The sequence below is a fragment of the Streptomyces sp. NPDC006733 genome (assembly GCF_040636125.1).
In the GTDB taxonomy this organism is placed as follows: Bacteria; Actinomycetota; Actinomycetes; order Streptomycetales; family Streptomycetaceae; genus Actinacidiphila.
In genome coordinates this window covers 25,129-46,774 of the sequence record NZ_JBEYJD010000009.1, presented here as the reverse complement: position 1 = coordinate 46,774, position 21,646 = coordinate 25,129, and the positions used below count along the sequence as shown (strand labels likewise).

Annotated in this window: 29 protein-coding genes and 1 pseudogene; 9 read left to right on the top strand and 21 right to left on the bottom strand. The window is 72.2% G+C overall.

The features are described 5' to 3' along the window. A partial coding sequence (locus ABZ721_RS10545) for a tetratricopeptide repeat protein (protein ID WP_358788230.1) occupies nt 1-933 on the top strand: 933 nt, incomplete at its 5' end. Between the two features lie 384 nt (nt 934-1,317). Here ABZ721_RS10545 and ABZ721_RS10540 read toward each other — a convergent pair. From ABZ721_RS10540 to ABZ721_RS10525, 4 genes are all read right to left on the bottom strand, one after another. Continuing rightward, nucleotides 1,318-2,061: an ANTAR domain-containing protein gene (locus ABZ721_RS10540; RefSeq protein WP_358788229.1), complete on the bottom strand. Its 744-nt coding sequence runs from the start codon at nt 2,059-2,061 to the stop codon at nt 1,318-1,320. A 573-nt stretch (nt 2,062-2,634) separates the two neighbouring features. Next, complete coding sequence (locus tag ABZ721_RS10535) at nt 2,635-3,168, bottom strand: GNAT family protein (RefSeq protein ID WP_358788228.1); 534 nt, start codon at nt 3,166-3,168, stop codon at nt 2,635-2,637. A 157-nt stretch (nt 3,169-3,325) separates the two neighbouring features. Continuing rightward, a complete protein-coding gene (locus ABZ721_RS10530) occupies nt 3,326-4,210 on the bottom strand; it encodes a pyridoxamine 5'-phosphate oxidase family protein (RefSeq protein ID WP_358788227.1) in 885 nt (294 codons plus the stop codon). A gap of 2 nt (nt 4,211-4,212) precedes the next feature. Continuing rightward, entirely contained in the window at nt 4,213-4,674 is a 462-nt protein-coding gene (locus tag ABZ721_RS10525) for a VOC family protein (protein WP_358788226.1), read from the bottom strand. A gap of 111 nt (nt 4,675-4,785) precedes the next feature. On the opposite strand from ABZ721_RS10525, the gene ABZ721_RS10520 reads away from it, so the two are divergent. The 4 genes from ABZ721_RS10520 to ABZ721_RS10505 all read left to right on the top strand — a co-directional run bounded on the left by ABZ721_RS10520 (nt 4,786) and on the right by ABZ721_RS10505 (nt 8,456). Further along, nucleotides 4,786-5,313, top strand: coding sequence for a CGNR zinc finger domain-containing protein (locus tag ABZ721_RS10520; RefSeq protein WP_358788225.1), 528 nt, complete (start codon nt 4,786-4,788; stop codon nt 5,311-5,313). A gap of 340 nt (nt 5,314-5,653) precedes the next feature. Continuing rightward, entirely contained in the window at nt 5,654-6,571 is a 918-nt protein-coding gene (locus tag ABZ721_RS10515; RefSeq protein WP_358788224.1) for an aminoglycoside phosphotransferase family protein, read from the top strand. Between the two features lie 626 nt (nt 6,572-7,197). Then, complete coding sequence (locus ABZ721_RS10510) at nt 7,198-7,485, top strand: hypothetical protein (protein WP_358788223.1); 288 nt, start codon at nt 7,198-7,200, stop codon at nt 7,483-7,485. 5 nt (nt 7,486-7,490) lie between these two features. Continuing rightward, entirely contained in the window at nt 7,491-8,456 is a 966-nt protein-coding gene (locus tag ABZ721_RS10505) for a helix-turn-helix domain-containing protein (RefSeq protein WP_358788222.1), read from the top strand. A gap of 135 nt (nt 8,457-8,591) precedes the next feature. Here the strand turns inward: ABZ721_RS10505 and ABZ721_RS10500 are convergent, their stop codons facing one another. From ABZ721_RS10500 to ABZ721_RS10425, 16 genes are all read right to left on the bottom strand, one after another. Continuing rightward, nucleotides 8,592-8,960 carry a hypothetical protein gene (locus tag ABZ721_RS10500; protein WP_358788221.1) on the bottom strand — a complete coding sequence of 123 codons (369 nt, stop codon included), beginning with the start codon at nt 8,958-8,960 and terminating at the stop codon, nt 8,592-8,594. Nucleotides 8,961-9,198: 238 nt separating this feature from the next. Beyond that, the gene (locus tag ABZ721_RS10495) at nt 9,199-9,858 is read right to left on the bottom strand and encodes a fasciclin domain-containing protein (protein ID WP_358788220.1); all 660 of its coding nucleotides are present in this window, start codon (nt 9,856-9,858) and stop codon (nt 9,199-9,201) included. Between the two features lie 74 nt (nt 9,859-9,932). After that, on the bottom strand, nt 9,933-10,313 hold the full coding sequence (locus ABZ721_RS10490) for a hypothetical protein (protein WP_358788219.1): 381 nt from the start codon (nt 10,311-10,313) through the stop codon (nt 9,933-9,935). 121 nt (nt 10,314-10,434) lie between these two features. After that, the gene (amaP, locus tag ABZ721_RS10485; protein ID WP_358788218.1) at nt 10,435-11,031 is read right to left on the bottom strand and encodes an alkaline shock response membrane anchor protein AmaP; all 597 of its coding nucleotides are present in this window, start codon (nt 11,029-11,031) and stop codon (nt 10,435-10,437) included. Between the two features lie 7 nt (nt 11,032-11,038). Then, nucleotides 11,039-11,668, bottom strand: coding sequence for a DUF6286 domain-containing protein (locus ABZ721_RS10480; protein ID WP_358788217.1), 630 nt, complete (start codon nt 11,666-11,668; stop codon nt 11,039-11,041). Continuing rightward, a complete protein-coding gene (locus ABZ721_RS10475; RefSeq protein ID WP_358788216.1) occupies nt 11,665-12,036 on the bottom strand; it encodes a hypothetical protein in 372 nt (123 codons plus the stop codon). Before ABZ721_RS10475 ends, ABZ721_RS10480 begins: the two co-directional genes overlap by 4 nt. After that, nucleotides 12,033-12,215: a hypothetical protein gene (locus ABZ721_RS10470; protein WP_358788215.1), complete on the bottom strand. Its 183-nt coding sequence runs from the start codon at nt 12,213-12,215 to the stop codon at nt 12,033-12,035. Before ABZ721_RS10470 ends, ABZ721_RS10475 begins: the two co-directional genes overlap by 4 nt. 39 nt (nt 12,216-12,254) lie before the next feature. Then, nucleotides 12,255-12,722, bottom strand: coding sequence for an Asp23/Gls24 family envelope stress response protein (locus ABZ721_RS10465; RefSeq protein ID WP_358788214.1), 468 nt, complete (start codon nt 12,720-12,722; stop codon nt 12,255-12,257). A 187-nt stretch (nt 12,723-12,909) separates the two neighbouring features. Then, the gene (locus tag ABZ721_RS10460) at nt 12,910-13,263 is read right to left on the bottom strand and encodes an Asp23/Gls24 family envelope stress response protein (RefSeq protein ID WP_358788213.1); all 354 of its coding nucleotides are present in this window, start codon (nt 13,261-13,263) and stop codon (nt 12,910-12,912) included. Then, nucleotides 13,260-13,934, bottom strand: coding sequence for a hypothetical protein (locus ABZ721_RS10455; RefSeq protein ID WP_358788212.1), 675 nt, complete (start codon nt 13,932-13,934; stop codon nt 13,260-13,262). Before ABZ721_RS10455 ends, ABZ721_RS10460 begins: the two co-directional genes overlap by 4 nt. Continuing rightward, nucleotides 13,925-14,470 carry an RNA polymerase sigma factor gene (locus tag ABZ721_RS10450; RefSeq protein ID WP_358788211.1) on the bottom strand — a complete coding sequence of 182 codons (546 nt, stop codon included), beginning with the start codon at nt 14,468-14,470 and terminating at the stop codon, nt 13,925-13,927. The genes ABZ721_RS10455 and ABZ721_RS10450 overlap by 10 nt, the downstream gene beginning before the upstream one ends. 230 nt (nt 14,471-14,700) lie before the next feature. Beyond that, entirely contained in the window at nt 14,701-15,210 is a 510-nt protein-coding gene (locus tag ABZ721_RS10445; protein ID WP_358788210.1) for an Asp23/Gls24 family envelope stress response protein, read from the bottom strand. A gap of 115 nt (nt 15,211-15,325) precedes the next feature. Further along, entirely contained in the window at nt 15,326-15,766 is a 441-nt protein-coding gene (locus tag ABZ721_RS10440; protein WP_358788209.1) for a hypothetical protein, read from the bottom strand. Nucleotides 15,767-15,808: 42 nt separating this feature from the next. Then, nucleotides 15,809-16,246 carry a cupredoxin domain-containing protein gene (locus ABZ721_RS10435; protein WP_358788208.1) on the bottom strand — a complete coding sequence of 146 codons (438 nt, stop codon included), beginning with the start codon at nt 16,244-16,246 and terminating at the stop codon, nt 15,809-15,811. 110 nt (nt 16,247-16,356) lie between these two features. After that, a complete protein-coding gene (locus ABZ721_RS10430; protein ID WP_358788207.1) occupies nt 16,357-17,154 on the bottom strand; it encodes a ferritin-like domain-containing protein in 798 nt (265 codons plus the stop codon). After that, complete coding sequence (locus ABZ721_RS10425) at nt 17,151-17,939, bottom strand: ferritin-like domain-containing protein (protein ID WP_358788206.1); 789 nt, start codon at nt 17,937-17,939, stop codon at nt 17,151-17,153. The genes ABZ721_RS10430 and ABZ721_RS10425 overlap by 4 nt, the downstream gene beginning before the upstream one ends. A 313-nt stretch (nt 17,940-18,252) precedes the next feature. On the opposite strand from ABZ721_RS10425, the gene ABZ721_RS10420 reads away from it, so the two are divergent. The 3 genes from ABZ721_RS10420 (at nt 18,253) to ABZ721_RS10410 (ending at nt 20,233) form a co-directional block, all read left to right on the top strand. Then, nucleotides 18,253-19,032, top strand: coding sequence for a hypothetical protein (locus ABZ721_RS10420; RefSeq protein WP_358788205.1), 780 nt, complete (start codon nt 18,253-18,255; stop codon nt 19,030-19,032). Further along, the gene (locus ABZ721_RS10415) at nt 19,029-19,763 is read left to right on the top strand and encodes a class F sortase (protein ID WP_358788204.1); all 735 of its coding nucleotides are present in this window, start codon (nt 19,029-19,031) and stop codon (nt 19,761-19,763) included. Before ABZ721_RS10420 ends, ABZ721_RS10415 begins: the two co-directional genes overlap by 4 nt. A 197-nt stretch (nt 19,764-19,960) precedes the next feature. Beyond that, complete coding sequence (locus ABZ721_RS10410; protein WP_358788203.1) at nt 19,961-20,233, top strand: hypothetical protein; 273 nt, start codon at nt 19,961-19,963, stop codon at nt 20,231-20,233. A gap of 105 nt (nt 20,234-20,338) precedes the next feature. Here ABZ721_RS10410 and ABZ721_RS10405 read toward each other — a convergent pair. After that, nucleotides 20,339-20,615, bottom strand: a pseudogene (locus tag ABZ721_RS10405) (family 1 glycosylhydrolase); the annotation flags it as partial. A gap of 396 nt (nt 20,616-21,011) precedes the next feature. On the opposite strand from ABZ721_RS10405, the gene ABZ721_RS10400 reads away from it, so the two are divergent. Beyond that, nucleotides 21,012-21,524: a hypothetical protein gene (locus ABZ721_RS10400; protein ID WP_358788202.1), complete on the top strand. Its 513-nt coding sequence runs from the start codon at nt 21,012-21,014 to the stop codon at nt 21,522-21,524. Nucleotides 21,525-21,646 lie beyond the last annotated feature (122 nt).

The following is a 21,646-nucleotide window of genomic DNA, read 5'->3' as shown; positions in this document are numbered from 1 at the left end:
CTCACGACCATGGGGCGGGTCGCGGAGGCCGAGACGTACTTCGGCCGAGCCCTCGACGCCGGCAACCCCAATGCGGCTTTCAACCTCGGCTTCCTGCTGGCGAAAGCGGGACGCGCGACGGAAGCCGAGACGTACTACCGCCGAGCCCTCGACACCGGCGACACCAAAGCGGCCTTCAACCTCGGGAACCTGCTGGTTGAGGCAGGGCGTGACGCGGAGGCCGAGACGTACTACCGCCGAGCCCTCGACACCGGCGACACCACAGCGGCCAACAACCTCGGCTTCCTGCTGGCGAAAGCGGGACGCGCCACGGAAGCCGAGACGTACTACCGCCAAGCCCTCGACGCGGGCGACACCAAAGCGGCCTTCAACCTCGGGAACCTGCTGACGACCATGGGGCGGGTCGCGGAGGCCGAGACGTACTTCCGCCGAGCCCTCGACGTCGGCGACACCGCCGCGGCTTTCAACCTCGGCTTCCTGCTGGCGAAAGCAGGACGCACGACGGAAGCCGAGACGTACTACCGCCAAGCCCTCGACGCCGGCCACGCCGCCGCGGCCTTCAACCTCGGGAACCTGCTGGCAAAAGCGGGACGGGGGGTGGAGGCCGAGACGCTCTACCGCCAAGCCCTCGACACCGGCGACACCACAGCGGCCAACAACCTCGGCTTCCTGCTGGCGAAAGCAGGACGCGCGACGGAAGCCGAGACGTACTACCGCCAAGCCCTTGACGCCGGCGACACCAAAGCGGCCTTCAACCTCGGCATCCTGCTGGAGAAGGCAGGGCGTGACGCGGAGGCCGAGACGTACTACCGCCAAGCCCTCGACGCCGGCCACACCGAAGCGGCCTTCAACCTCGGCTTCCTGCTGGCGATCGCGGGGCGCTTCGCGGAGGCCGAGACGCTCTTGGGCCAAGCCGTCCAAGGGGACGGCTGAACGCTTTGGTCCACCTGGGGCAGGGCAACGGCCGGTGGCAAAGGTCAGGTTGTCGGGCTGGAGCCGACTGGGTCGCCGGGCGGCACGGCGGTTGGGATGGTCGTTCGCCACGCCCCCAGGTGAGGTGGAACGTCGCATCCGGGTCCACGGTCGCGGTGGTGCCATAGGCCAGCTGCGAAACGTTGGACAGCCACGCGCGGCGGAGGGCGCCCGAAGCTCCCGCAGGCGGCCGGGGCCCGGGCCGCTGAAGGACACTGCTGCTTTCGAATACCGCCACTTCACCAGGGGAACGAGGACCCGATCCGTTCATCTGGACCAAGAAACCTGACGAGATCCTCGACTCCCTCGCCCGCTCCTCTGCCGATGGATTTCCGGCGCAGAACCCTAACGGGATGCCTCGGGGTGGGAAGCGTCGACCTCTTCCTGCCCGGTGGGCAGCGCCTGATAGGCCAGCACATGCGCGGCGATGTCGGCGGAGGGGCGCCGGTGGCTGCGGGCATGCGCCCGCAGCCAGGTCGCGGCTTCGTCGGGCGACGTCCCATGGAGGGCGGCCAACATGCCCGCGGCCTGATCGATCAGGACTTGGTTGCGCAACGTCCGCAGCAGCTGAGCGATGGCCTCGGCACGCTCAGCCAGGCCGCGGCGGGCGAGGACTCCCAGCGCGGCGGCCTGCGCCAGGCTCTGGGCGCGACGCACCTCGACTTCCGGAAGGGACGCGGCTTTGGTGCACAGCAGGACGCTTCCCAGGACCTGGTTACCGTGGCGAACGGGAACGGCGGGCACGGTGCGATACCCGGCGGTGCGTGCTGTCGTGGCGAAGGCAGCCCAGCGCGGGGCCAGGCTGGTGAGGGTGAGCGGGCTGACGGCGCACCCGGTGTGGAAGGCTTCTGCCGCCGGGCTGTCGTAGCAGGCCGCCGCCAGCAGCCCGGCGGCCGCATTCGGCAGCGGAGCCGTGGGGTGCAACCGCCCCTCCGGGGAGGCGTGCAGGGTCGCCGCCAGGTCGACGCCCAGGGCTCGGGCACACGTGGCTGCTGCCTGGTGCAAGTACTCGCACTCGGTCGCCGTGCCCGGCTGGAGGTCGGCCAGGGCGACGAACGCCTCGGCCAACACCGCTTCCTGCTTGATCACTGTGCTCCTCCTCGCGTGGCGCAGGAGCGTTTCCCAAGATCGCCGAGGGCTCCCGGTATACGCAGCCGGCCTGTGGCGAAGCGTTGACGCGCGAGTACAGCAACACGGGGGGAGGCGAAGGCGCTGATGCGCCACCAGCGGGACGCGCTGACGGCGCACCGCGGCATCGGGACCCACCAGGTCCCCGGGCAGTGCCGGCGCGCCGCCTTCGACGCCCGCGTTACCGCCCTGCTGCTGGTCCATACCGCTGAACGCTACGCCCACTGCGCGCCCTTCCCGCCCCTAGCGCCGTTCTCGCTCCGCCGAGGAGACCGTCGAGCGACGCCGACAGGTCTGACCGAAGCACCCGCCTGCAGCCGACTTCCAGCAGCCGCATCCCAGGTGTGCGGCCGAGCGGGCGTCCGATCAGGTCGTGTTTGTTGTTCTGCGGGTGGGCTGTGTGATGACCTGCGTTCGGGCCTCGTTCCGACGGAACGGGAGGATGGTGCGATCGTAAGGGCGGTCGTCGTGGTGGTGGAGTGTCCCCGCAACTCGTCGACGCCCAGGGCCGCTGCTCGGCCTCGGCTCGCTCGGTTACGCCGTCGCGTCCTGGAGGAGGTCCGTGCGCAGCAGGCCGTAGCGCACGGAGTCCCGCCACTGCCCGTCCCGGAACAGCGTGCCGCGGAGCACGCCCTCACGGGTGAAACCGCACTTTTCCAAGGCCCGCTGCTCGGCGATGTTCTCCGTGTCCGTGTCCGCCTCCATTCTCATGACGGGGGTATCGGCGAAAAGTCGATGCACCAGCTGCTGTTGCGCCTTGGTGCCGACGCCGCGCCCCCGGGAATCGGGGAGCAGTTGGGCGCCGATGTTCCAGTAGTACGAGCTCGGCGACGTCACGACCTTGCGCCAGGCGACAAAGCCGAGTGGGACGCCGCCCGACACGACCATCAGGCGGCCGTTCTCGTCGTTCAACATCCCGTCCTGCTCCCAGCGCCGCCGCACGCGCCCCGGGTCGGCCCAGCCGAACCACTGGAACGGGCCGCTCAGGTCCGGATCGGTGACAAACCGGGCAAGGAGCGGCAGGTCGTTCTCGACCACCGGGCGCAGGATCACAGAATCGTCGGTCATCCTGATCATCCTACGGGCCGCCACATCGGCACGATTGCGGCCCGCTTGATCCGTCCGCCCGCAGTCGTGGCGGCAGTGCCGCGACTGCCGGGGCCGTGGCCTTCCGGACCCCGGCGGATCGACGCACGGATCCGCCGCCCGAAGGCCCCGGCCCGGATCAGCCTCGCGCCGGGTTGGCGGGCGAGTACTGCGGCTCGCTCCAGCGCAGGGACAGCGCGTCGGGCAGTTCGACGACGGCGGCGAGGGCGAAGGTCACCGACCGATCGGTCCAGTCGGTCACCGCCCGCCCCGTCAGCAGCAGCAGGGTCCCGGTGTCCCAGTCGGGGAACAGCAGTCCGGCACGCGGGTTCTGTTCCAGGTTGCCCAGGGTCATGTAGGCGCCGTTGCCCGGGTACTCGCGCCAGCGCAGCACGGTCGGGGACAGGCTGTCGACGAAGCCGGGGTTGCCGCCGCGGTGGGAGGCGTCGGGCCGGCCCTGGTCGTCCGCGGTGGCGAGGAAGAAGGTGTCGGCCGCACCGATGGTCAGGCGCTGGAGCATCGTCAGTGCGGTGCCCCGGCGCGCCGGGGGCGGCTGCGAGGTCGCGGGGGCGGCCGCGAGGGGGTGCCGCTTCTGGATGTACTTGGGGCAATTGGCGAACACCTGCTCGGCGCGCAGAGTGAACCCCCGGTCGTGTGCCTGCGCGATGCCGTTGACCCGCATGCGTCGCCGCGTCGCGGGTTCCAGCGCGATCGTGCCCATCGGCACCGCCGGTCCCCGCAAGGTATCGTGCAGCGGATCGTCGGGATGCGGCGCGGCGGCAACCGTCATCGTCTGCGTGTCAGGGACGGCGAGGAACCCCGGTTCGCCGGCCAGCGCCGTCGCCCACATTCGGCCGGCGCTGTCGGCCGCGCCGAGGACCAGCAGCTGGCGCTGCTCCAGGAAGCCGGCGGCGACGGCGGGAATGGTGTCGCGCAGGCTGCGGCCCAGGTGTTCCGCCCGTGCGGTCTCCCCGGCACGCTCCTGGGCCGTGCGTTCGCCGCTGTGGTAGCCCGTGGCCGCCATGGCTAGAAGAACCCGCAGGTCGGGGCGTCCGTGAAGGGGGCCTTGCCGGCGTCCGCGACACCGCTGTTGGTAAAGATCTCCAGCCGTGTCCCGTCCGGGTCGCTGAAGAAGACCCCGCCGGAGTCGCGGCCCTCCCCGTGCGGGACCACCCCGTCGTACTGGAAGGCAGCGCCCCGCTCCTTGAGCGCCCACTCCGCGTCCCGCACCTCCTGCACCGTGTCGACCTCGAAGGCCAAGTGGTGCAGGCCGGCACGGTCGCGCTCGTGTGCCGCGGCTGCCTGCTGCCAGATGGTGAGCATCAGCGCTCCGTTCTTGCCCAGGCTGGCGACTCGCCGCTCGGGCGCGGTGCCCGGGGCTGAGCCGCCGAGCACTTGGAGACCGAGGACGTCGCGGTAGAAGGCGACGGAACGGTCGAGGTCGGTGACATTGATGCCGACGTGGCCGGTGCGCAGTGATGCCGTCATAGCGGGACTCCTGTTGCCGAGGCAAGTATCTAACCTTTCATGCCGACAATAAAGGTTAGGCACTTGCGAGGGCAACCCTTCAACCGAACTCGAACGGTTAGGCTGGGTGCCATGGACGCTCTGGTGGATCCCCGGCCGCTGCGGGGCGAGCCGCTGTCGCTGGACCTGCTCAACACCCGATGGCACGACGGCGCGCTCTTTCGCCGCCCCGACGGCCTCGCGGTGTGGCTCGCATCCAACGGTCTGACCGGCCGCGCCCCCGCACACCCCGCGACGCTCGCCGCGCTCCTGGAGACCCGCGACGCCCTGCTCGCGCTGCGCGCGGACGCCCTCGACACCGCCGCGCTGAACGCCGTCCTGGCCCACGGGCGGGTCCTGCGCTCCCTGGGCGCCGACGGCTTGCCCCAGCACGAGCCCGAGGTCGCGGACCCGACCTGGCTGCCGGCGTGGCTCGCCGCTGACGACTACCTGCAGCTGCTGGCCCGCGGACCGCAGCGGATCCGCACCTGCGCCCACGACCGCTGCATCCTGACCTTCTTCGACACCTCACAGAACGGCCGCCGCCGTTGGTGCGACATGTCCGGCTGCGGCAACCGCGCCAAGGCCGCACGCCACTACGCCCAGCAGAAGAACACCTAGCCGCTGACCGTGCCGCAGCCGCTGACACGACGCACCGGCCCGGCAACGCCACCGACCCTGACGACCTGGACATGATCGTCAGCGCCTTCGCGAAACAGAGGTGGGCGCGGGCCGGAAGGGCGCGCAGATCACCACGGCACCGGCGCCCTGCCCAGGCGATCGGTCCGCGCCCCTTGGCGGGGCCCTCCGCCGCTGTACTCCAGGGTTGTTGGAGAGGAGGGGCAGTCCTGCCGCCGATGACAGCGGCGGCCGAACCCATTGCTGACGGTGGATCCCTGGGTGGTGCCGACCCTGCAATATCCCGTTGCCACGGACGATCGACGGAGGCGATCATCGCCGGATGGTGACAACTCCGCCCGACGGCCGCGCCGGAATCGACGCCGCCCTGGTGCGACGTCTGATCACCGGGCAGTTCCCTCAGTGGCGCGGCCTGCCCATCACCCCGGTGGACGTCGACGGCTGGGACAACCGAACCTTCCGCCTGGGCGACCACATGACCGTGCGCCTGCCCACCGCCGCGGGGTATGCGCCCGCAGTCGCCAAGGAGAACACCTGGCTGCCCCGGCTGGCACCGTCGTTGCCCGTCGCCGTCCCCCCGATCCTGGCGCTGGGCGCCCCAGGCGAGGAGTACCCCTTTCCGTGGTCCGTGCGCGGTTGGCTGACGGGTGAGCGGGCCGACCGCGGGCAGATCGACGACCTGTCGCAGTTCGCGCTCTCGCTGGCCGGGTTCCTCCGCGCCCTCCAACGCTGCGACGCCACCGATGGCCCCCTCGCCGGGGAGCACAGTTGGTTCCGCGGAGCGTCGCCCGCTCACTACGACGCGGAGACCCGCCGCTGCCTGGCCGCCCTCCAGGGCCGTGTCGACACCCGTCGGGCCGCCGCCGTGTGGGACGCCGCCCTGGCCGCCCCGTGGCGTGGGAACCCGGTGTGGTTCCACGGCGATTTCGCGGCGGGCAACCTGCTGGTCGCGGACGGGGGCCTGACGGCAGTCATCGACTTCGGCACGTCGGGCGTCGGCGACCCCGCCTGTGACCTGGCGATCACCTGGGGGATGTTCTCCGGCGAGAGCAGGGAGGCGTTCCGACACGCGGTGGGGCAGGACGGTGCCACCTGGGCCAGGGCCCGCGGCTGGGCCCTGTGGAAAGCACTGCTGACCCTGACGGAGCGCAGCGACACCCCTCCCGAGCAGAGCGCTGTCACCCAGCGCATCATCGAAGACATCCTCGCCGACCACGACCGCTTCGGGTGCCGGCCCTGATCGGCTGGGCGTGAAGTGGGCGCGGCACGCGGGCCGACGGCAATGCTGCTCACCGGTCTTGGGTGCGCCGCAGGGAGGACCACGCGCACCCCAGGAGCTCGCGATGCGCGGGGTCCTGGCGCACCGCGAGCTGGGTGACAGGGCGGGAGCTGCACCACCGACGGTGCAACTGCCGCCCATCGTCCTCCCGGCCCGCTCCCGGCAGGAGTGACGCCTGCATGCTCCGGAAGCCGACGAGGAGTGTAGGTGGGTGGCAGAGGGAGGCCGCCCGCCCGCGCCGAGGGGCGGCCATTCCAGCCGGTATTACTGCCTGTCGGCGACGGCTGCCCTGCCGTGCCGGACGCGGGCATTGTTGTGAGGATCAGCGTCGCTCAGATGCGGCCGCGCTGGCTGCACGCAAAACGAAGAGATTGGGCGCGAACAAGCCAGAAAGCGAAGAGCTGCCGAACTGGCCCATCGGGGCTTCTACGCTGTGGGGATATCGTGGTGGCCGTCCTCAGGTGGGCACCGCACCCAACTGAGGGGCGGTCATGCCCAGATCACCGGCAGCCCCTGCGGGCCCACCCGTCCAGCGCCGCCCCTCCCCCGGACGGGCCAGGAAGCCAACCACCGCGTGCATCCGGCCGTTGTCCGCCGATCACCACTCCCGGTGCCGTGCCGTCCCCGCCGCGTCCCGGTTCGCTGAGCGCACCGCCCGCGCCGCGGGTCTGTCGGCTGACGACGTCCGGGCCACCGCCGGGTTCTACGCGCAGATCATGCCGTTCGCCGAGCGCCCCGTCCCGGCCGTCCGCCGGGGCTGTCCGCGCCAGAACTCGCACCAGGCCAGGCACCGGCGGGGCCGGAGCGCCGCCCTGTGCACCGCCGCCCACCGCCTGGGGTTCGACACCCTGTCCCGCCACGCCGAGAGGACGTAAGCACCGTGGCCGCGACACCGCGCTGGACCGTGATGGAGGCCAGCGACAGCGAACAGGTCGTCCACATTCTGCAGAGCAAGTACGACACCGGGTTGAAGGTCAGCGAGGTCCAAGACGGCACCATGCGGCTCGCCAGCCTGGACGCCGGCCCCTTCACCGTCGGCGACCTCAACCTGCCCATGGACGGCCACTACACCTCCGACACCATCGACCTGCTGATCATGCAGTTGAGCCAGGGCACGCTCTGGCGCGCACTGGGCGGCGACGAACAGTGCATGGGACCCGGCGAGCTCATGGTGCTGGCCCAACCGGGCCAGCCCTACCGGGCCGCACCCCAACAGATCTGCGGCCGCACGGTCCTCATCGACCGCGGTGTCCTCCAGGAGGTGGCCGGCACTGCTGCGGGTACGACGCCCGGTCCCGTCCGGTTCACCGGCTACCGGCCGCACTCCCCGGCCGCCGCCCGCTGGTGGAAGCGGACCGTCGACTACCTTGCGGACGACCTGCTCGGCGATCCGGAGGCCGCCGCCCAACCGCTGCTGGTCGCCAATGCCGCGCGGCTGCTGGCCGGCGCCGCCTTGGCGACCTTCCCCAACACCGCGTTGACCGACACTCCCGCCAAAGCCCAGCGCAACAACGCCGCCACCCCCGCCCTGCTGCGCCACGCGACGGCCTACATCGACGACCACGCGCACCGCGACATCGCCCTGGCCGATATCGCCGCCGCGGTCCACGTCACCCCGCGCGCCCTGCAGTACGCCTTCCGGCAGCACTTGGACACCACACCCACCGCCTACCTGCGGCGTGTCCGTCTCGAGCATGCCCACCGGGAGTTGACCGCGGCCGACCCCGCGACCGGGCAGACGGTCACCACGGTCGCAGCCCGCTGGGGCTTCCTGCACCCCGGCCGCTTCGCCACCGCCTACCGCCGCGCCTACGGCCGCTCCCCCAGCCACACGCTCCGATCCTGAGAGCAGCGGCATCGTGGGGTGATCTGCCGCTCACGGCGTATGGCAGGGGACGACGTGTTGCTGGGTCGGGCACCGTGCTCAGCGTCGGTGGGCCGAGGGGCGCCGCGCATCGTGCGCCCCGCGGTGCCGGTGGGGTCAGCGTCCCGCGGTGGGCTGGCCGCCCGGCCGCCTGCTCTCACCGAAAGCCCGGCTCGCGGCCACGGCCACCCCCGGCAGCCAGCGCTGCCATGTTCCGCCGCGCAGCGATGCCCCCGCCGGTCGGGGCCCCAGCGGGGGCAACTGCCGTACCTCTGGCAGGGCGCGGACGATCTGGTCGCGCAGCGCCGGTGAGACCTGCGTCACCGCGCACCCCAGACGGGTGGCGGTCTCCCGCAGTTCGCGTACCTCCTGGGCGCACGCCGGGCATGCGCCCAGATGCCGGGAGAACGCCTCCGCCTCCGCGGGCAGCAGCGCGTCCACCGCGTAGGCGCCGGTCAGTGTGTGCAGATCGGCGGAGCCGATCACACCATCACCCTCCAGCCGTCCCGGCGACGGGACTTGACGGCGCCGCGCGCTGATTCCAGCTCTGCGGCGGTTGCGCGGTCGGGGCGGCCGCCGCGGGCTGCGCGGAGCGCGCAGCCCGCGAGGGCCGGAGTCCCGGCGCGGTGGGTCGTTGCCACCGGATGCCGCGTGCCTGCGCACTTCCGGACCAGGGTCGTCATCACTGGTCCGGAGCCGGGGCCCGGCGGGCTGACCGTCGGGACTACGCGGCCGGCGGCATCAGGACGGTGTCGATGATGTAGACGCTGGCGTTGGCGGTCTTGACGTTGCCGCAGACCACGTTGGCCGTGTCGTTGACCTTGTACGACTCGCCCGAGCCCTTGGTCATCAGGGACTGCTTCTCCAGCGTGGCGAAGGTACCGCTGCCGAGCTGGGTCGGGGTGATCGGCTGGCCCACGACGTGGTAGGTCAGGATCTTGGTGAGCATCGCCTTGTCGTTCAGCACCTTGTCCAGGTCGGCCTTCGGGATCTTGGCGAAGGCGTCGTTGGTCGGCGCGAAGACCGTGATGTTCGTGGCGCTGTTGAGCGTGTCGACGAGACCGGCCTTCGTCACCGCGCTCACCAGGGTGGACAGCGCCGGGTTGTGCGAGGCAGCGGTGGCCACCGGGTCCTTCGCCATGCCGTCGAACGAGCCCGCGCCGTCCTTCGGCACGCCCGCGCAGGCCGGGCCGAACGGTGCCGACGCGTTCGCCGTGTCGGCCGCGGACGACGGGGGCATGGCCGGAGTGGTCGCCGCGGCGCTGCTCTTGTCGCTACCGCCGTCGCTGCCGCTGTCGGAGCAGGCGGACGCGGTGACGGCAAGGACGGCCACGGCAGCCGAGGCGAGGGCGACGCGGCGAATGCGGCTGGTGGTGGTGTACACGAGATGTCTCCTGAGGGTTTCCGGTGAGGCCGGATGAGTGGTGCGATGGGGGTGTCAGGGGCGTCGTGCGGAGCTCACTCCGCGGGGGCCGCCGCCCAAGGCCAGCCCGTGGACCCGACGGGCACGGTGCCCTTGCGGTCCGCGGTCTGGGTACTGCCGGTGCGGCCCGTCGCGCGGACCTCGGTGCGGTGCGAACCGGGCTGGGCGTCCCGGACGGGGGACCCCTGGCGCCAGGTGGCGATCGCGCCCACGACCGCGGCGCAGAGCGCCAGGGTCGCCACGATGCCTATCTGCTGCACCAGTTCGTCCAGGATTCCGGCGTGCCGGATGGCCCGGTTCGTGACCTCGAACGGAACCGCGTCGATCGCCACCAGCGCGGCGGCGAGCGAGACGGCGGCCGCCGGTGCTCCACTCACCGCGCCGAGCAGCAGCCCGCGTTTCCCGTTCCTTGTCACACTGGGCATTCGGAGCGGACCGCGCGCCGGATTGGTGCTGTGCCGAAGTTCGCGCCTATGGAGCGTCCAGCACACCTGACCGACCGAACAGGCGTGCTGGGCACGGGGCCCGGGTCCGTGCTCACAGGACCTTCGACGCTCGCTGGTTCGCGGCGCGCAGGCGGACCTGCGCGGGCAGGTGGGGCGTGCTGGTCGACGTGCGGGCGGCGGGCAGGATCTGCTGTTCCAAGGTCGCGAGCACCGCCGCGGGAGAGGAACGCTCTGCCAGGCGCAGGGTCATGTGCAGCCGCGGCGACCGGGCCGATCCCGTCAGCACGGTGCGCGCGCGGTGCGCCCCGTCGTGCCCGCGCGTCTGACGGTTGAGGACCTCGCGCAGCGCGGTGCTGTACACCGTGGCCGTCCCGGCGTCGTCGCCGTCGAGCGGCAACCGGGCGAGGTGGTGCGGGCGCATCTGCAGCAGCAACCACAGCAGCGCTGCCACCAACAGGAGACCCAGGCCGGTGAAGACCACCGGCCACCACCAGGACTCGGCGCGCAAGGCGGTGCGGTCGGCGGCGCTGAGCACGACCCCGTGCGTGCGGGTGAACGCCCGGTCGGGCAGGAGTGTCAGGGGCCAGCGGTCGTGGAGGTCGCGGGAGCCGAGCAAGAGGGTCAGCCCGGTGGTCAGCAAGGTGATCCCGAGCAGGCCGAGGAGTATCCGGTTCACCGTGGTGCGCATGGTGGCGTCATCCTTTGTCGGTCGTGCGGAGCCGGATCCGCAGGCGCAGGGGCCGGGCCAGGGCGAGTTGCCGCAGTCCTTGGGCGAGTGCCGCGCCCACATCCGTGCGCACGGCTTCGAGTTCACGAAAATGCGAGGTCACGTGTGCGGTAGCGCGGCGGCGGTGGACGGTGATGGACACCGTCCGCACGCCGGAGACCTGCAAGGCGCTCTCGTGCAGGACCCAGGCGGCTGCCGATCGGTCGATGCCGGCGCGGACGGCGGGGTCGTCGCGGCGCATCGGCAGCAGCGCGCGGTGTCCGGGGGTGACGGCCAGGACGGTCAACCACAGTCCCAGGGCAGCCGCGACAGCGGCTCCGGTGGTGATCCAGCCGTCGGTGAGGGGACGCGTCGCGAGGTGGTGGGCCAGGTCGACGCGCCAGGCCATGGCCGGATGGCCCGCGCGCACCCGGGCGAGGTCGACGAGCAGCGTCCCGGTGGCCGCGGCGAGCAGGAGGGCGGCGACGGCCGCGGGTACCCGCCGGGCGGACCAGAAGCGGCGGGCGTGCCGCGCCGGGGGGCAGGCCACCGCATCGGGCGCGGGTGGGGCGTCGAGGTGGGCATCTGCTGGCGGCGTGAGCACCGCGTTCCCGGTCATCGGGCCCGCTGCCGGGGCCCGCCGGCGGAGGCGTAGAGGCGTTCGATCTCGACCAGCACCACGCTCACCTGCAATCCGGTCAGGCTTTCGACGCGGTCGGTCACGTGTCGGCGCACGCTGCCGCAGATGGTCCCCAACGGGGCGGGAAAGCCCAGTTCGAGGGAGAGCCGGATCCGGGCGGTGCTCCCCCGGAGGCGGATCGTGGCCGTGGGCCTAGCGTGCCGGGGAACCCGGTCGGCGGCCGGAGCGTCGGCTAGTACCTCGCGCGCGGCCTGCGCGGCGATCTTCGCCGGGACCCGGTCCGCGAGGCGCAACGCACCGCGGTGCGCGGCCGGCACCCCACTGCGCGGCGGCAGCGGGGCGGTCACGGCCGTCCGCCGTCGCCGCGGAGCAGGGCCCGGAGGTCGAGGTCACCCTCCAGGGCGCGCCCGGCGCAGAACCCGACGGCGCCGAGCGCCGCGACCAGGAGGAACGCTCCGAATCCGCCGAAGTAGCCGGCGAACCCGAGCGCCATGCCGACGGCCAGTCCGGTCAAGGGCACAAGCATGGACGCACCTTTCCTCGCACGTGCGGTGAGTGGGCGGGCCTACTGGACGCGCTGGGAGGCGTCGAGGTCGTCCTCGTCGTCGGGGAGCTTCACGTCGTCGATGGCGATGTTCACCTCCACCACCTCCAGGCCGGTCATCCGCTCGACGGCGCTGATCACGTTCTCCCGCACCGCCTGCGCGACGTCCACGATGGACACGCCGTACTCGACGACGATGTCCAGGTCCAACGCGGCCTGCTTCTCGCCGACTTCGGCCTTCACCCCGCGGGTGACGGACTTGCCGCCCGGAACCCGGTCCCGCATCGCTCCCAGGGTGCGGGCCAGACCGGCGCCCATGGCATGGACGCCGCCGACGTCACGGGCCGCGAGCCCGGCGATCTTCTCCACCACGCCGTCGGCGATGGTGGTCCGGCCGCGCTCGTGGGCTGCGGCCAGCGGCGTGCCGCCGGCCGGGTCGAGAGCGGTGGTCGGGGCCGTGGTCGTGCTGATCTCGCCGCTGTTCGTCATCGGTGCCTTCTCGTGAGGAGGGCCTGCGGTGCAGCGTCCGGGGGACGGTGCGCCTACGGCCGGTGGTAGGTGTCTGCCGCCGTCCCGTTGGCCGGCGACGGCTCTGCTTGCTTGGACCCGGGCCGGCGCGATTCCTCACGCGCCGATGCGGAGGAATCGTGGACCGGCCGACGCGACCCGGCCGACGTCAAGTGATCGCGGTGACCGTCACCGTGACGGTGACCGGGCCCGCCGCGGTGCCGGTGTCGCGCACCGCGGCGGTGACCGCGGCGCGCACCGCGCGGGCGACGTGGGCGGCCTGGTGCCCGGAGTGGACGGCCAGGGAAACGGAGACCTCCACCGCGTGCTCGGCAGGGCCCGTGCCGCACCGCACCCGGACCCCCGCCGTGGCGTCGGGCGTCGGCTGCCGCGACGGGTGGCGCGGCACGGCGGCCCGCAGCCGGTGGGACAGTCCCGGGCTCAAGTAGGCGACCCCGGGCACCTGGCGCGCCGCGCCGGCGGCCGCCGCCGCGAGGGCGTGCTGCTGTGGAACGCTCGTCATGCCGGGTTCCTCCCAGCGCCGCCCGCATCCGTGGCCGGCTGGTCGTCGAGAAGGTCGATCACCGTCACGTCGATCTGTGCGACGTCGAGGCCGACACGCTCGCGGGCGGCGGTCAGGACGCGCTCGCGCACCGCGGCGGCCACGGCGGGGATGGTCCAGGACAGGGGCGCCGCCACCTCCAAGGCCACGCGCAGCGGCTCGCGCGGCAGCCGGGTGCCGGGCAGTGCGAAGCTCCGCGCGCTGCCCGGGGTGGCGGACAGCGGGTGGATCCGGCAGCTGCCGGCCGCGACGCCGCGCACGGATTCGGCCGCCTCCCGCAGGACCCGGGCCGCGGCGGTCTCGGTGATCCAGTCGTCATCGGCGACCTCGCCCAGCGGCAGGGTCCGGCCGGGGCGCACCTCGGTGCGCACCAGGTCCATGACCCGGCCGGCGAGGTTCTCGGCCGCGCTGCCGGGGACCGTCAGGGCCGCGTGGACGACGTCATCGAGCGCCGTCAACTCGCCCAGGGCGGCGCCGCAGGGCGGGCAGTCGTCGTGACCGGGCCGGGGCTCGCCGTCCTCCCACAAGGTGGCCAGCGACGCCCCGCACGGCAGCAGTTCGTCGTCGGGTGCGGTGTCGTGCGCCAAGGGCCCCGGGACGGTCGGCGGGCCGTGGCTGTCGTCTAGCGCCATGTGTCCATCGCCTCCGTCAGGTAGCGGCGCGCTCGGAAGATTCTGCCGCGCACGGCCGGTTCGCCGATACCGACCGCGGTGGCGATGTCGTCGTAGGACAGGCCGTGCAGTTCGCGCAGGACCCAGCAGGCGCGCTGTTCGGGGGTCAGTCCCGCCAGGGCGCCGGCCAGGGCCTGCGCGGTGGCCGCCGACTCCACCGCGCGGGCGGGCGAGGCCACGTGCTCGGCGGCGGCCGGCTCGGGCACCGAGTCCAGGGGCTGCGTCGGGCGCCGGGAGCGCAGGACGTTCAGACACCGGTTGGTGACGATCCGGTACATCCAGGTGCTGAAGGCAGCGGTCCGGCGGAACTCCGGCAGGCGGCGCCAGGCGCTGACGAAGGCGTCCTGCACGGCGTCCTCCGCCTCCGCGTCACTGCCCAGCATCCCGCGGGCCAGGTGGAGCAGCTGGGTGGTGTGGCGCCGGACCAGGATTTCGAACGCCCCGTCATCCCCCTCACTCGCCCGGATGACCAGGAACTCCTCCTCCTGGGCCGACACGGAAGCTCCCGCGGCTGCAGTGGCGGCCTCGTGTGGCGTCGCGTCAGCGTTCACGGCGCCCCACCTCGCAGTGCCCGGTCGCGCGGTACCGGCCGCGGCGCAGCGCGGCCGCCCTCGGTGAGGGTCCCCAACAGCTCAACATCTTCCGTTCCCGATGAGGTCCGCGTCCGCAGCCAATCCGTGCGGACGCGGACGCGGACGCCGGCACGCCACTCTGTCCCGAACCGCTCCTACTGCACCCGGCCCTCCCTGCCCACCGGGGCGTCGTCCTCGGGCAGGTGGACGTCGACGACCGAGATGTTGACTTCGACGACCTCCAACCCGGTCATCCGCTGCACGGCCGCAACGACGTTCTCCCGGACACCCACCGCGACGTCGACAATGGCGGCGCCGTACTCCACAACGATGTCGATATCGACCGCGGTCTGCCGCTCGCCCACATCGACCTTGACGCCGCGTGTCACGTCCGGGCGCCCGCCCGGCACCCGGTCGCGCACCGCGCCGAGCGTGCGGGCCAGGCTCCCGCCGAAGCCATGCACCCCGGGCACTTCCCGCGCCGCCATGCCGGCGATCTTCTCGACGACCGAGTCCGCGATGGACGTCCGACCGCGGTCGGTGAGGCGTGCGCCGGGGTCTGGTACGGCGGCGGCGCCGCGGCCCTCGCCTTGCCGGGTCGCGGGCTGGTCGTGCACGCTGCGCTGGAGTGCCGCGGGGGTGGGGGGAACGGTCTTCGTGGTCACGCCGGTCTCCTCGGGACGGGAACGGGCCTCGCAGGCCCTGACACCCTTCAGACACCGCCCAGCGGTGATCCTCACGCGCCGATCCGTTCCTCTGCGCGGATCCGCTTCGTGCGCGCTAGTCGCGTGGGGCGGGCTGGTACGGGCGCCCGGTGAGCAGCAGCGCACTGGTCGCGAGGACGGCGAGGAGCTGGGCGGCCACAGTGAGTTTCTTGTCGTCCGACCAGACGGGTTCGTACATGTCGGGCAGGGGGCCGAGGGCGCCGACGTCGACGTAGCGGTACAGCACGAGCGCGGCCAGGCCCCCTGCCGCGACCAGCCAGGCGAAAGCGTCACCCAGCGGGCGACGCCAGGCGAGCACCAGCAGGGCCGCCAGCGACGCTGCACCCGCTTCGACGCGGAACAAGGTGCCTTGGCTGATGCTCGCGCTGACCGCGTCGTACTGATCGGCGAGCTTGGCGTGGACGTAGGCGTCGACGGCCAGACCCAGCGCGGCAGCGATCCGGCAGGCCCAGCGCACAGCTCGCGAGACGCTGCGGGACGGGGTGGCAGAAGTCATGGCCGATTCCTTCGGGTGCTGGGGCGGCGTCCGTCGGCCGTCTCAGCGGACGGTCAGGGTGCCCTTCATGTACTGGTGGATGTTGCAGATGTAGCTGTAGCTCCCCGCCTTCGCGGGGGCTTTGAACGTCACGGACTTGCCGCCGGCGATGGTGCCGGTGTCGAAGGCCCCGGCGTCCGTGGCCGTGGCGGTGTGCGGCGTCTTGTCCTCGTTCACGACCGTGACGACGGTGCCGGGGGCGACCGTCAGTGCGGCCGGGTTGAACAGGAAGTCCTTGATGACGATGCGCGCCGCCGCTCCCGAGGCGGTGCCCGCCGACGGCGCGGCCGGCGTGGTGGTGGACGAGCCGCCGGATCCCGAACTGGAACAGCTCGTCAGCGCGAACAGCGCACAGAGGGCACTCGCGGCGGCCAGCCGTCCGCGGTAGGGACGGCGGCGGGGGCGTGCACAGGAGGTGGTGGCGGGGGCGTGGACGTTCACCTGGGGAACCAATCCGTCGACGGCGAAGACTGATAAGGGGAGAGCGGGAGCACGGATGCGGTGCGCCCCGGACCCTGATCCCTGCGGGGTCCGGGGCGCACCACGGGCTGTCAGACCGTCAGCAGGGTGGTGCTGGCGGCCTTGTCGACGGGCAGGAAGTCGTCGGGGACGGGGTACTCGCCCAGGACGTAGTGCAGGATCGCGGCGTGCATCGCCTCGACGGGGGCGATGGTGGCCGCCGTACTGATCCCGGCCGGGCTGGTGACGTTGTAGGTCGCGAACAGGTATGTCTGTGCGGCCTGGTCCTCCAGTTGCAGTGCCAGCTTGGCGACCGCGCCCACGTCCGTGGCCTTGCCGAGCGCGGCGGTGACGTCGGCCTGGTTGGACAGCGGGACGTTGGTGATGGCGGGCTTGCCCGCGCCGGTCAGGACCGCGTTCCAGGCCTTGGCGTGGTCGGCGTGCTGGGCCATCGCGGTGGTGACGAAGGTCGCCACCGCGGGCGGTACGGTGCCGAGCTTGCCGGCCTTGGCTGCGGTCAGCGTCGCCTGATAGGCCCCCACCGCCTGGTTCTCCAGCGCGGTGGCCAACGCGACGACCTTGAGGTCGCCGGTGTACTGGCCGCCGCCGGAGGCGGGTCCCGAGGGCGAGGTGGAGGCGTCGGACTTCTTGTCGCTGCTGCTGGAGCAGGCGGCGAGCGCGAGGGCCGCAGCGGCACCGCCGGCACCCAGCAGGAAGCGGCGGCGTGCGAGGTGCGTGTGCTCGGTCGTGCGGACCTCGTCGGCCAGGTCGACGGCGCTCGCCCACATCGCGGGCAGCGTCTCGCGGTGGGCCTCGTCCATGTCGCGGGTCAGCCGGGCGAGCTGCTGCTCGCTGATCTGCAGTTCCCAGCCGTTGCGTGCTGTGGTCACTTCACGGCTCCTTCGGAGATCGGCGACGCGTTCTTGGTCGGGTAGAAGGCGTCGGGGAACCCGACGCTGCCCGCGGCGGCCGGCAGCTTGGCCGCGTCCGTCGGGATGGCGATGAGGTCGGGAAGGTTCCCGGCCAGCAGCGCCTGGACGGCCAGCAGGGTGGCGCGGTGCTGGGCTTCGACCGGGGCGACCGACGCGAACAGCTTGCGCAGCTGCGCGTCGCTGACCTGGCTGACGTTCTTGGTGTAGGTCTGTGCGGCGACGTCCTCCAGCGTGATCGCGAGCTTGACCACGTCGGCGGGGCCCTTGATGGTGGGCAGCGCCTCCTTGACCACGGCCGCGTACTTGGGGTCCGGGCCCGTCTGGGCCTTGCCGCCCGCCTGCGTCGCGGCGGCGTTGAACGCCTTGGCGTGCGCCTGGTGCTGGGTGGTGGTCTTGGCGATGAACGCCGCGACCGTCTTGTTCCCGTCCTTGATGAACGGCAGCCCCGCAGCGGTCTGGTAGACGCTGATCGCCAGGTTCTCCAGCGAGGCCGCGGTCTGCAGCGCCATGATGTCGTCCGCGGTGGTCGCCGCGGCGGCCCGCACGGAGGACATGACGGCGGCCGCCCCGGCCACGCCGGCGAGCGTGCCCGACCGCTGCCACCAGCGCCGCGACCGGGGCGCGGAGGCTTCGGCGAAGTCCTCCAAGGCGCTGCCGGTGATGCGCAGTGCGTCGCTGTTGAGGTCCTGGGATTGCTCGGTGAGTTCTTCCAGCAACCGGGTGTCGATGCGCTGTACGCCCATCACGCCCCATCTCTCTCGGCGCCCGCTCCGTCGCAGGCACGTCCACAGCCCCTTCGGCGCCGCCGCGCGGATGGATTGCCCGGACCCCCCGTCCGGGCGTGCTTTTCACCCGCAGGGGTGAAGCGCGGGCCGGCGGGTGACGTTTGCCCCGCTTTCGCACCCATCCGGCAGGCGGCTCAGGTTCGAATACAGGGTGTGAGTTGATCCCGGCGGCCTTGGTACAACCCCTGCGGTCGCCGTTCCTCCCTATGGCACAGGAGCTCTTCATCCCACGCGGCACCGGACTGCCGCGGGGCTCCGTCTGGAGCACGCCATGTACAAGACCCTCCTCCCCCTGGCGGGCATCGCCGCCTTCGCCCTCCCGCTGGCGCTGCCCGCGGTCGCGTCCGCCCACGACGACGGCGGCAGTGCGAACTATCAGGCCACCCTCGATCCGGTCGCCACGAACATGGTCGACGGATCCGGCATGGCCACGGTCACGCTGTCGGGCAACCAGGCCACCGTCTCGGTCATCGCCAACCAGCTGCTCGACGCCTCACCGCACGCCCAGCACATCCACATCAAGGGCTCGGGCGAGTGTCCGAAGGCCGACGCAGCGCGCGACCACAACGGGCACAAGGCCATCAGCACCACCGACGGCCTGCCCGCCTACGGCAAGATCGGCACGTCGCTGACCACCACGGGCGACACCAGCCCGAACAGCGCGCTGGCCGTCGATCGCTTCCCCGCCACCGGTGCGTTCCACTACACGCGCACCATGACCGTGACCCCGGACGTGGCGGCCGCCGTGCGGGCCGACAACGCTGTGATCGTCGTGCACGGCATCGACTACAACCACAACGGCAAGTACGACGGCGTCCTGGGCGCCAGCGAACTGGACCCCAAGCTTCCCCAGGAAGCCACCGCCCCGGCCATCTGTGGCGCCCTGACCTCCATGCCCACCGGTGGGGCGGGAACCGGTGACGGTGCCACCCAGGCGTCCGCCGGCAGCAACAGTGCCGACCTGGTCGCCACCGGACTGGGCGCCACCGCGGTCGCCGCGCTGGCCGGCACGCTGATCCTGCGGCGCAGGAACGCCGCAGCGCAGCGATGACCGGCGGAACCGTGCCGGGCTCTGACCCCGAGCCGGACCCGGACGTGGCTGCCCCCCGCCAGGCGGGGGGCGGCCCCCGCCGCCGCACCCTCATCGGCCTGACCGCCGCACTGGCTCTGGCGGGCGCCGGCGCCGCGGTCGCCCTCACCGGCGCCTCCGGCGGGAGCGCCCCGCCACCGCAGCCCCCCGCCGTGGCCGCACCTTCCCCCACCGCGCCCGCCACCGCACCCCCGCCGCCCAGCACCGGCGCGGCGCGCCCCGCGGCCGGGCGAGTGTTCCCGGCCTCCGCACCGGTGTCCCTGGACATCCCCGCCATCGGCGTCCACAGCGCGCTGCTGTCGCTGGACCGCAACCCCGACGGAACCGTCCAGGTGCCCTGGAAGCCGCTGCAGGCCGGCTGGTACCAGCACTCCCCCACCCCCGGACAGCTGGGCGCCTCCGTCATCCTCGGGCACGTCGACTCGAAGGAGACCGGGCCCGCGGTCTTCTACCGCCTCGGCGCCCTCCGTACCGGCGCCCGGATCAGCGTCACCCGCGCCGACGGCACCACGGCCACCTTCACCACCGACGCGGTACGGGCCTTCCCCAAGGACGCCTTCCCCACCCTCGACGTCTACAGCACCACCGCGGACCAGCCCCAGCTCCGCCTGATCACCTGCGGCAACTGGGACCCCAAGACCCGCACCTACCTGGGCAACATCGTCGCCTACGCCACCCTGACCACGAGGTGAGTCACCCTGCAGGCCCGGCCGGAGGCACAGCCCGTGCACCACAGCCACACCCACACCCACCATGGGGGCACGGGCCCGCCCACCATCCGCATGGGAACGACGTGGATGTCAGCGAGCACGTCGGTGCTGCCAACTCGTCGCAGCCGTCATCGGAAACCAGACCGTCACCGCGGCCGGGACAACGACGCAAGTGGCGCTTGCCCCGGTACACGAAGCGCAGCGCGGCCCGACGGCTCAGCACACGGCACCTCACCCTCCCCCACGGGCAGGAGCCCAGCCACCACCACGAAGCCCACGGACACAGCCACGGGCTCTTCGGCCACCACCATCTCGGCACCGCAACCGATCCCAAGAAGGGCGACCTGATCGGCATCGGCATCGTCCTCGTCGTCTGCTACGGCCTGGGCATGGCCGCCACCCTCGCCGCCGGTCTGTTCCTGCTCAAACTCCGCGACGGATCCCGGCCCTGAGAGGCGGCCCCGCAGGCCGGTTCGCAACCTGGGGCGCACGGGTCACCCCACTCGGCACGGCCCTGCTCATCCTGGCCGGAGCGGGGACAGCGTCCGCTCCCGGCATCACGCCTCGCTGGGCAGCATGCGAGTGCGGCCGACGGCGCCGAGCCAGGTGGCCGAAGGCTTGGGGGTACGTACGAAGGTCTCACGGTCTACGGCGATCAGGCCGAAGGTGGGCTCACAGCGGCCCCATTCATAGTTGTCCAGGGCGCTCCAGTGGAAGTAACCGCGGACGTCGATGCCATCGAGCGGCGGTCAGGGCGCTCAGCGCGCCCGTGGTGTCGTTGATCCGGCGGGAGTCATCGGCGGTCGCGATGCCGTTCTCAGTGACGATCAGCGGCGTGCCGTCGGCGACGGCGGCGGACGCGCCTTCGAGCCGCCTCAGCAGCCGTTTCGTGAGTTGATGATGCCCGTGTCCGACCGAGGCACCTCGCCGATGAGCGCCGATACCGCCCGCGACGTAGCGGACCTGGACCCATGCCGCTCCAGAGCCAGCCGCATCCGCAGCCGGGTTGCGGACCCGCAACCCGGCTGCGGATGCGGACTGGGCCTGTTCCCGAGGGCCGGAGTCTTGGCGGCCTCCGCACAACGGCGGGGTCCGGAGCGCCCCGACGCCCGAACAGGTCGCACACGTTTCCGTGCGAATGCCTCCCGCCTCGGCCGCGCTCCCGTATTTTGGCCGGTGGCCTGCACACCGCAGGCCGCCCGCTTCCGTACCGCTGGACAGGAGTTCCACATGGCACGACGCACGTTGGCAGGATTAGCCCTGGCGGCAGGTCTCGTGGGCGCGGGGCTGGTGGCTGCCCCTGCTCATGCGACCGTGAACCCGCCCTGCCCCGTCGACAGCGACTGCGGGGGCGGCGACTCCGGCGGAACCGGTGGTGGCGGTGGCGGCACGCCGGCAACGTACGTCCTGCAGGGCGTCATCCAGAACGAGGGGTATGAGACCAGCGGGCAGGGCCGTCGCGTAAAGATCCGCGGCTACTCCCGGCTCGCCGACGCCAACAACAACCGCGTCGACGCGGACTACATCAACGTCCGCTGTTCCGCGTACGACGCCCTGGGCGGGTATACAACCGACTACGACTCGGAGAACGGCGGAGCGCTCGTCGACGTGCACTTCGCATCGAACTTCGTCTACGGCTACAGCAGTTACCGCACGATCAGAGTGAACTGCACCCACCAGGCAACCAAGAACGGCGTCGCCTACGCAACGACCAGCACCAGCATCATCGACATCCCCGAGTAGCGCAGGCCGCGCTCGCTGATGCGGGAGCTTGCGGCTGCCAGGCACCTTGCCCACGGCGGAATTCCCCGTGGGCAAGGTGCAGTGACGTAGGTCGGCCACATAGCCGTTGAAGGTGAGCCGAC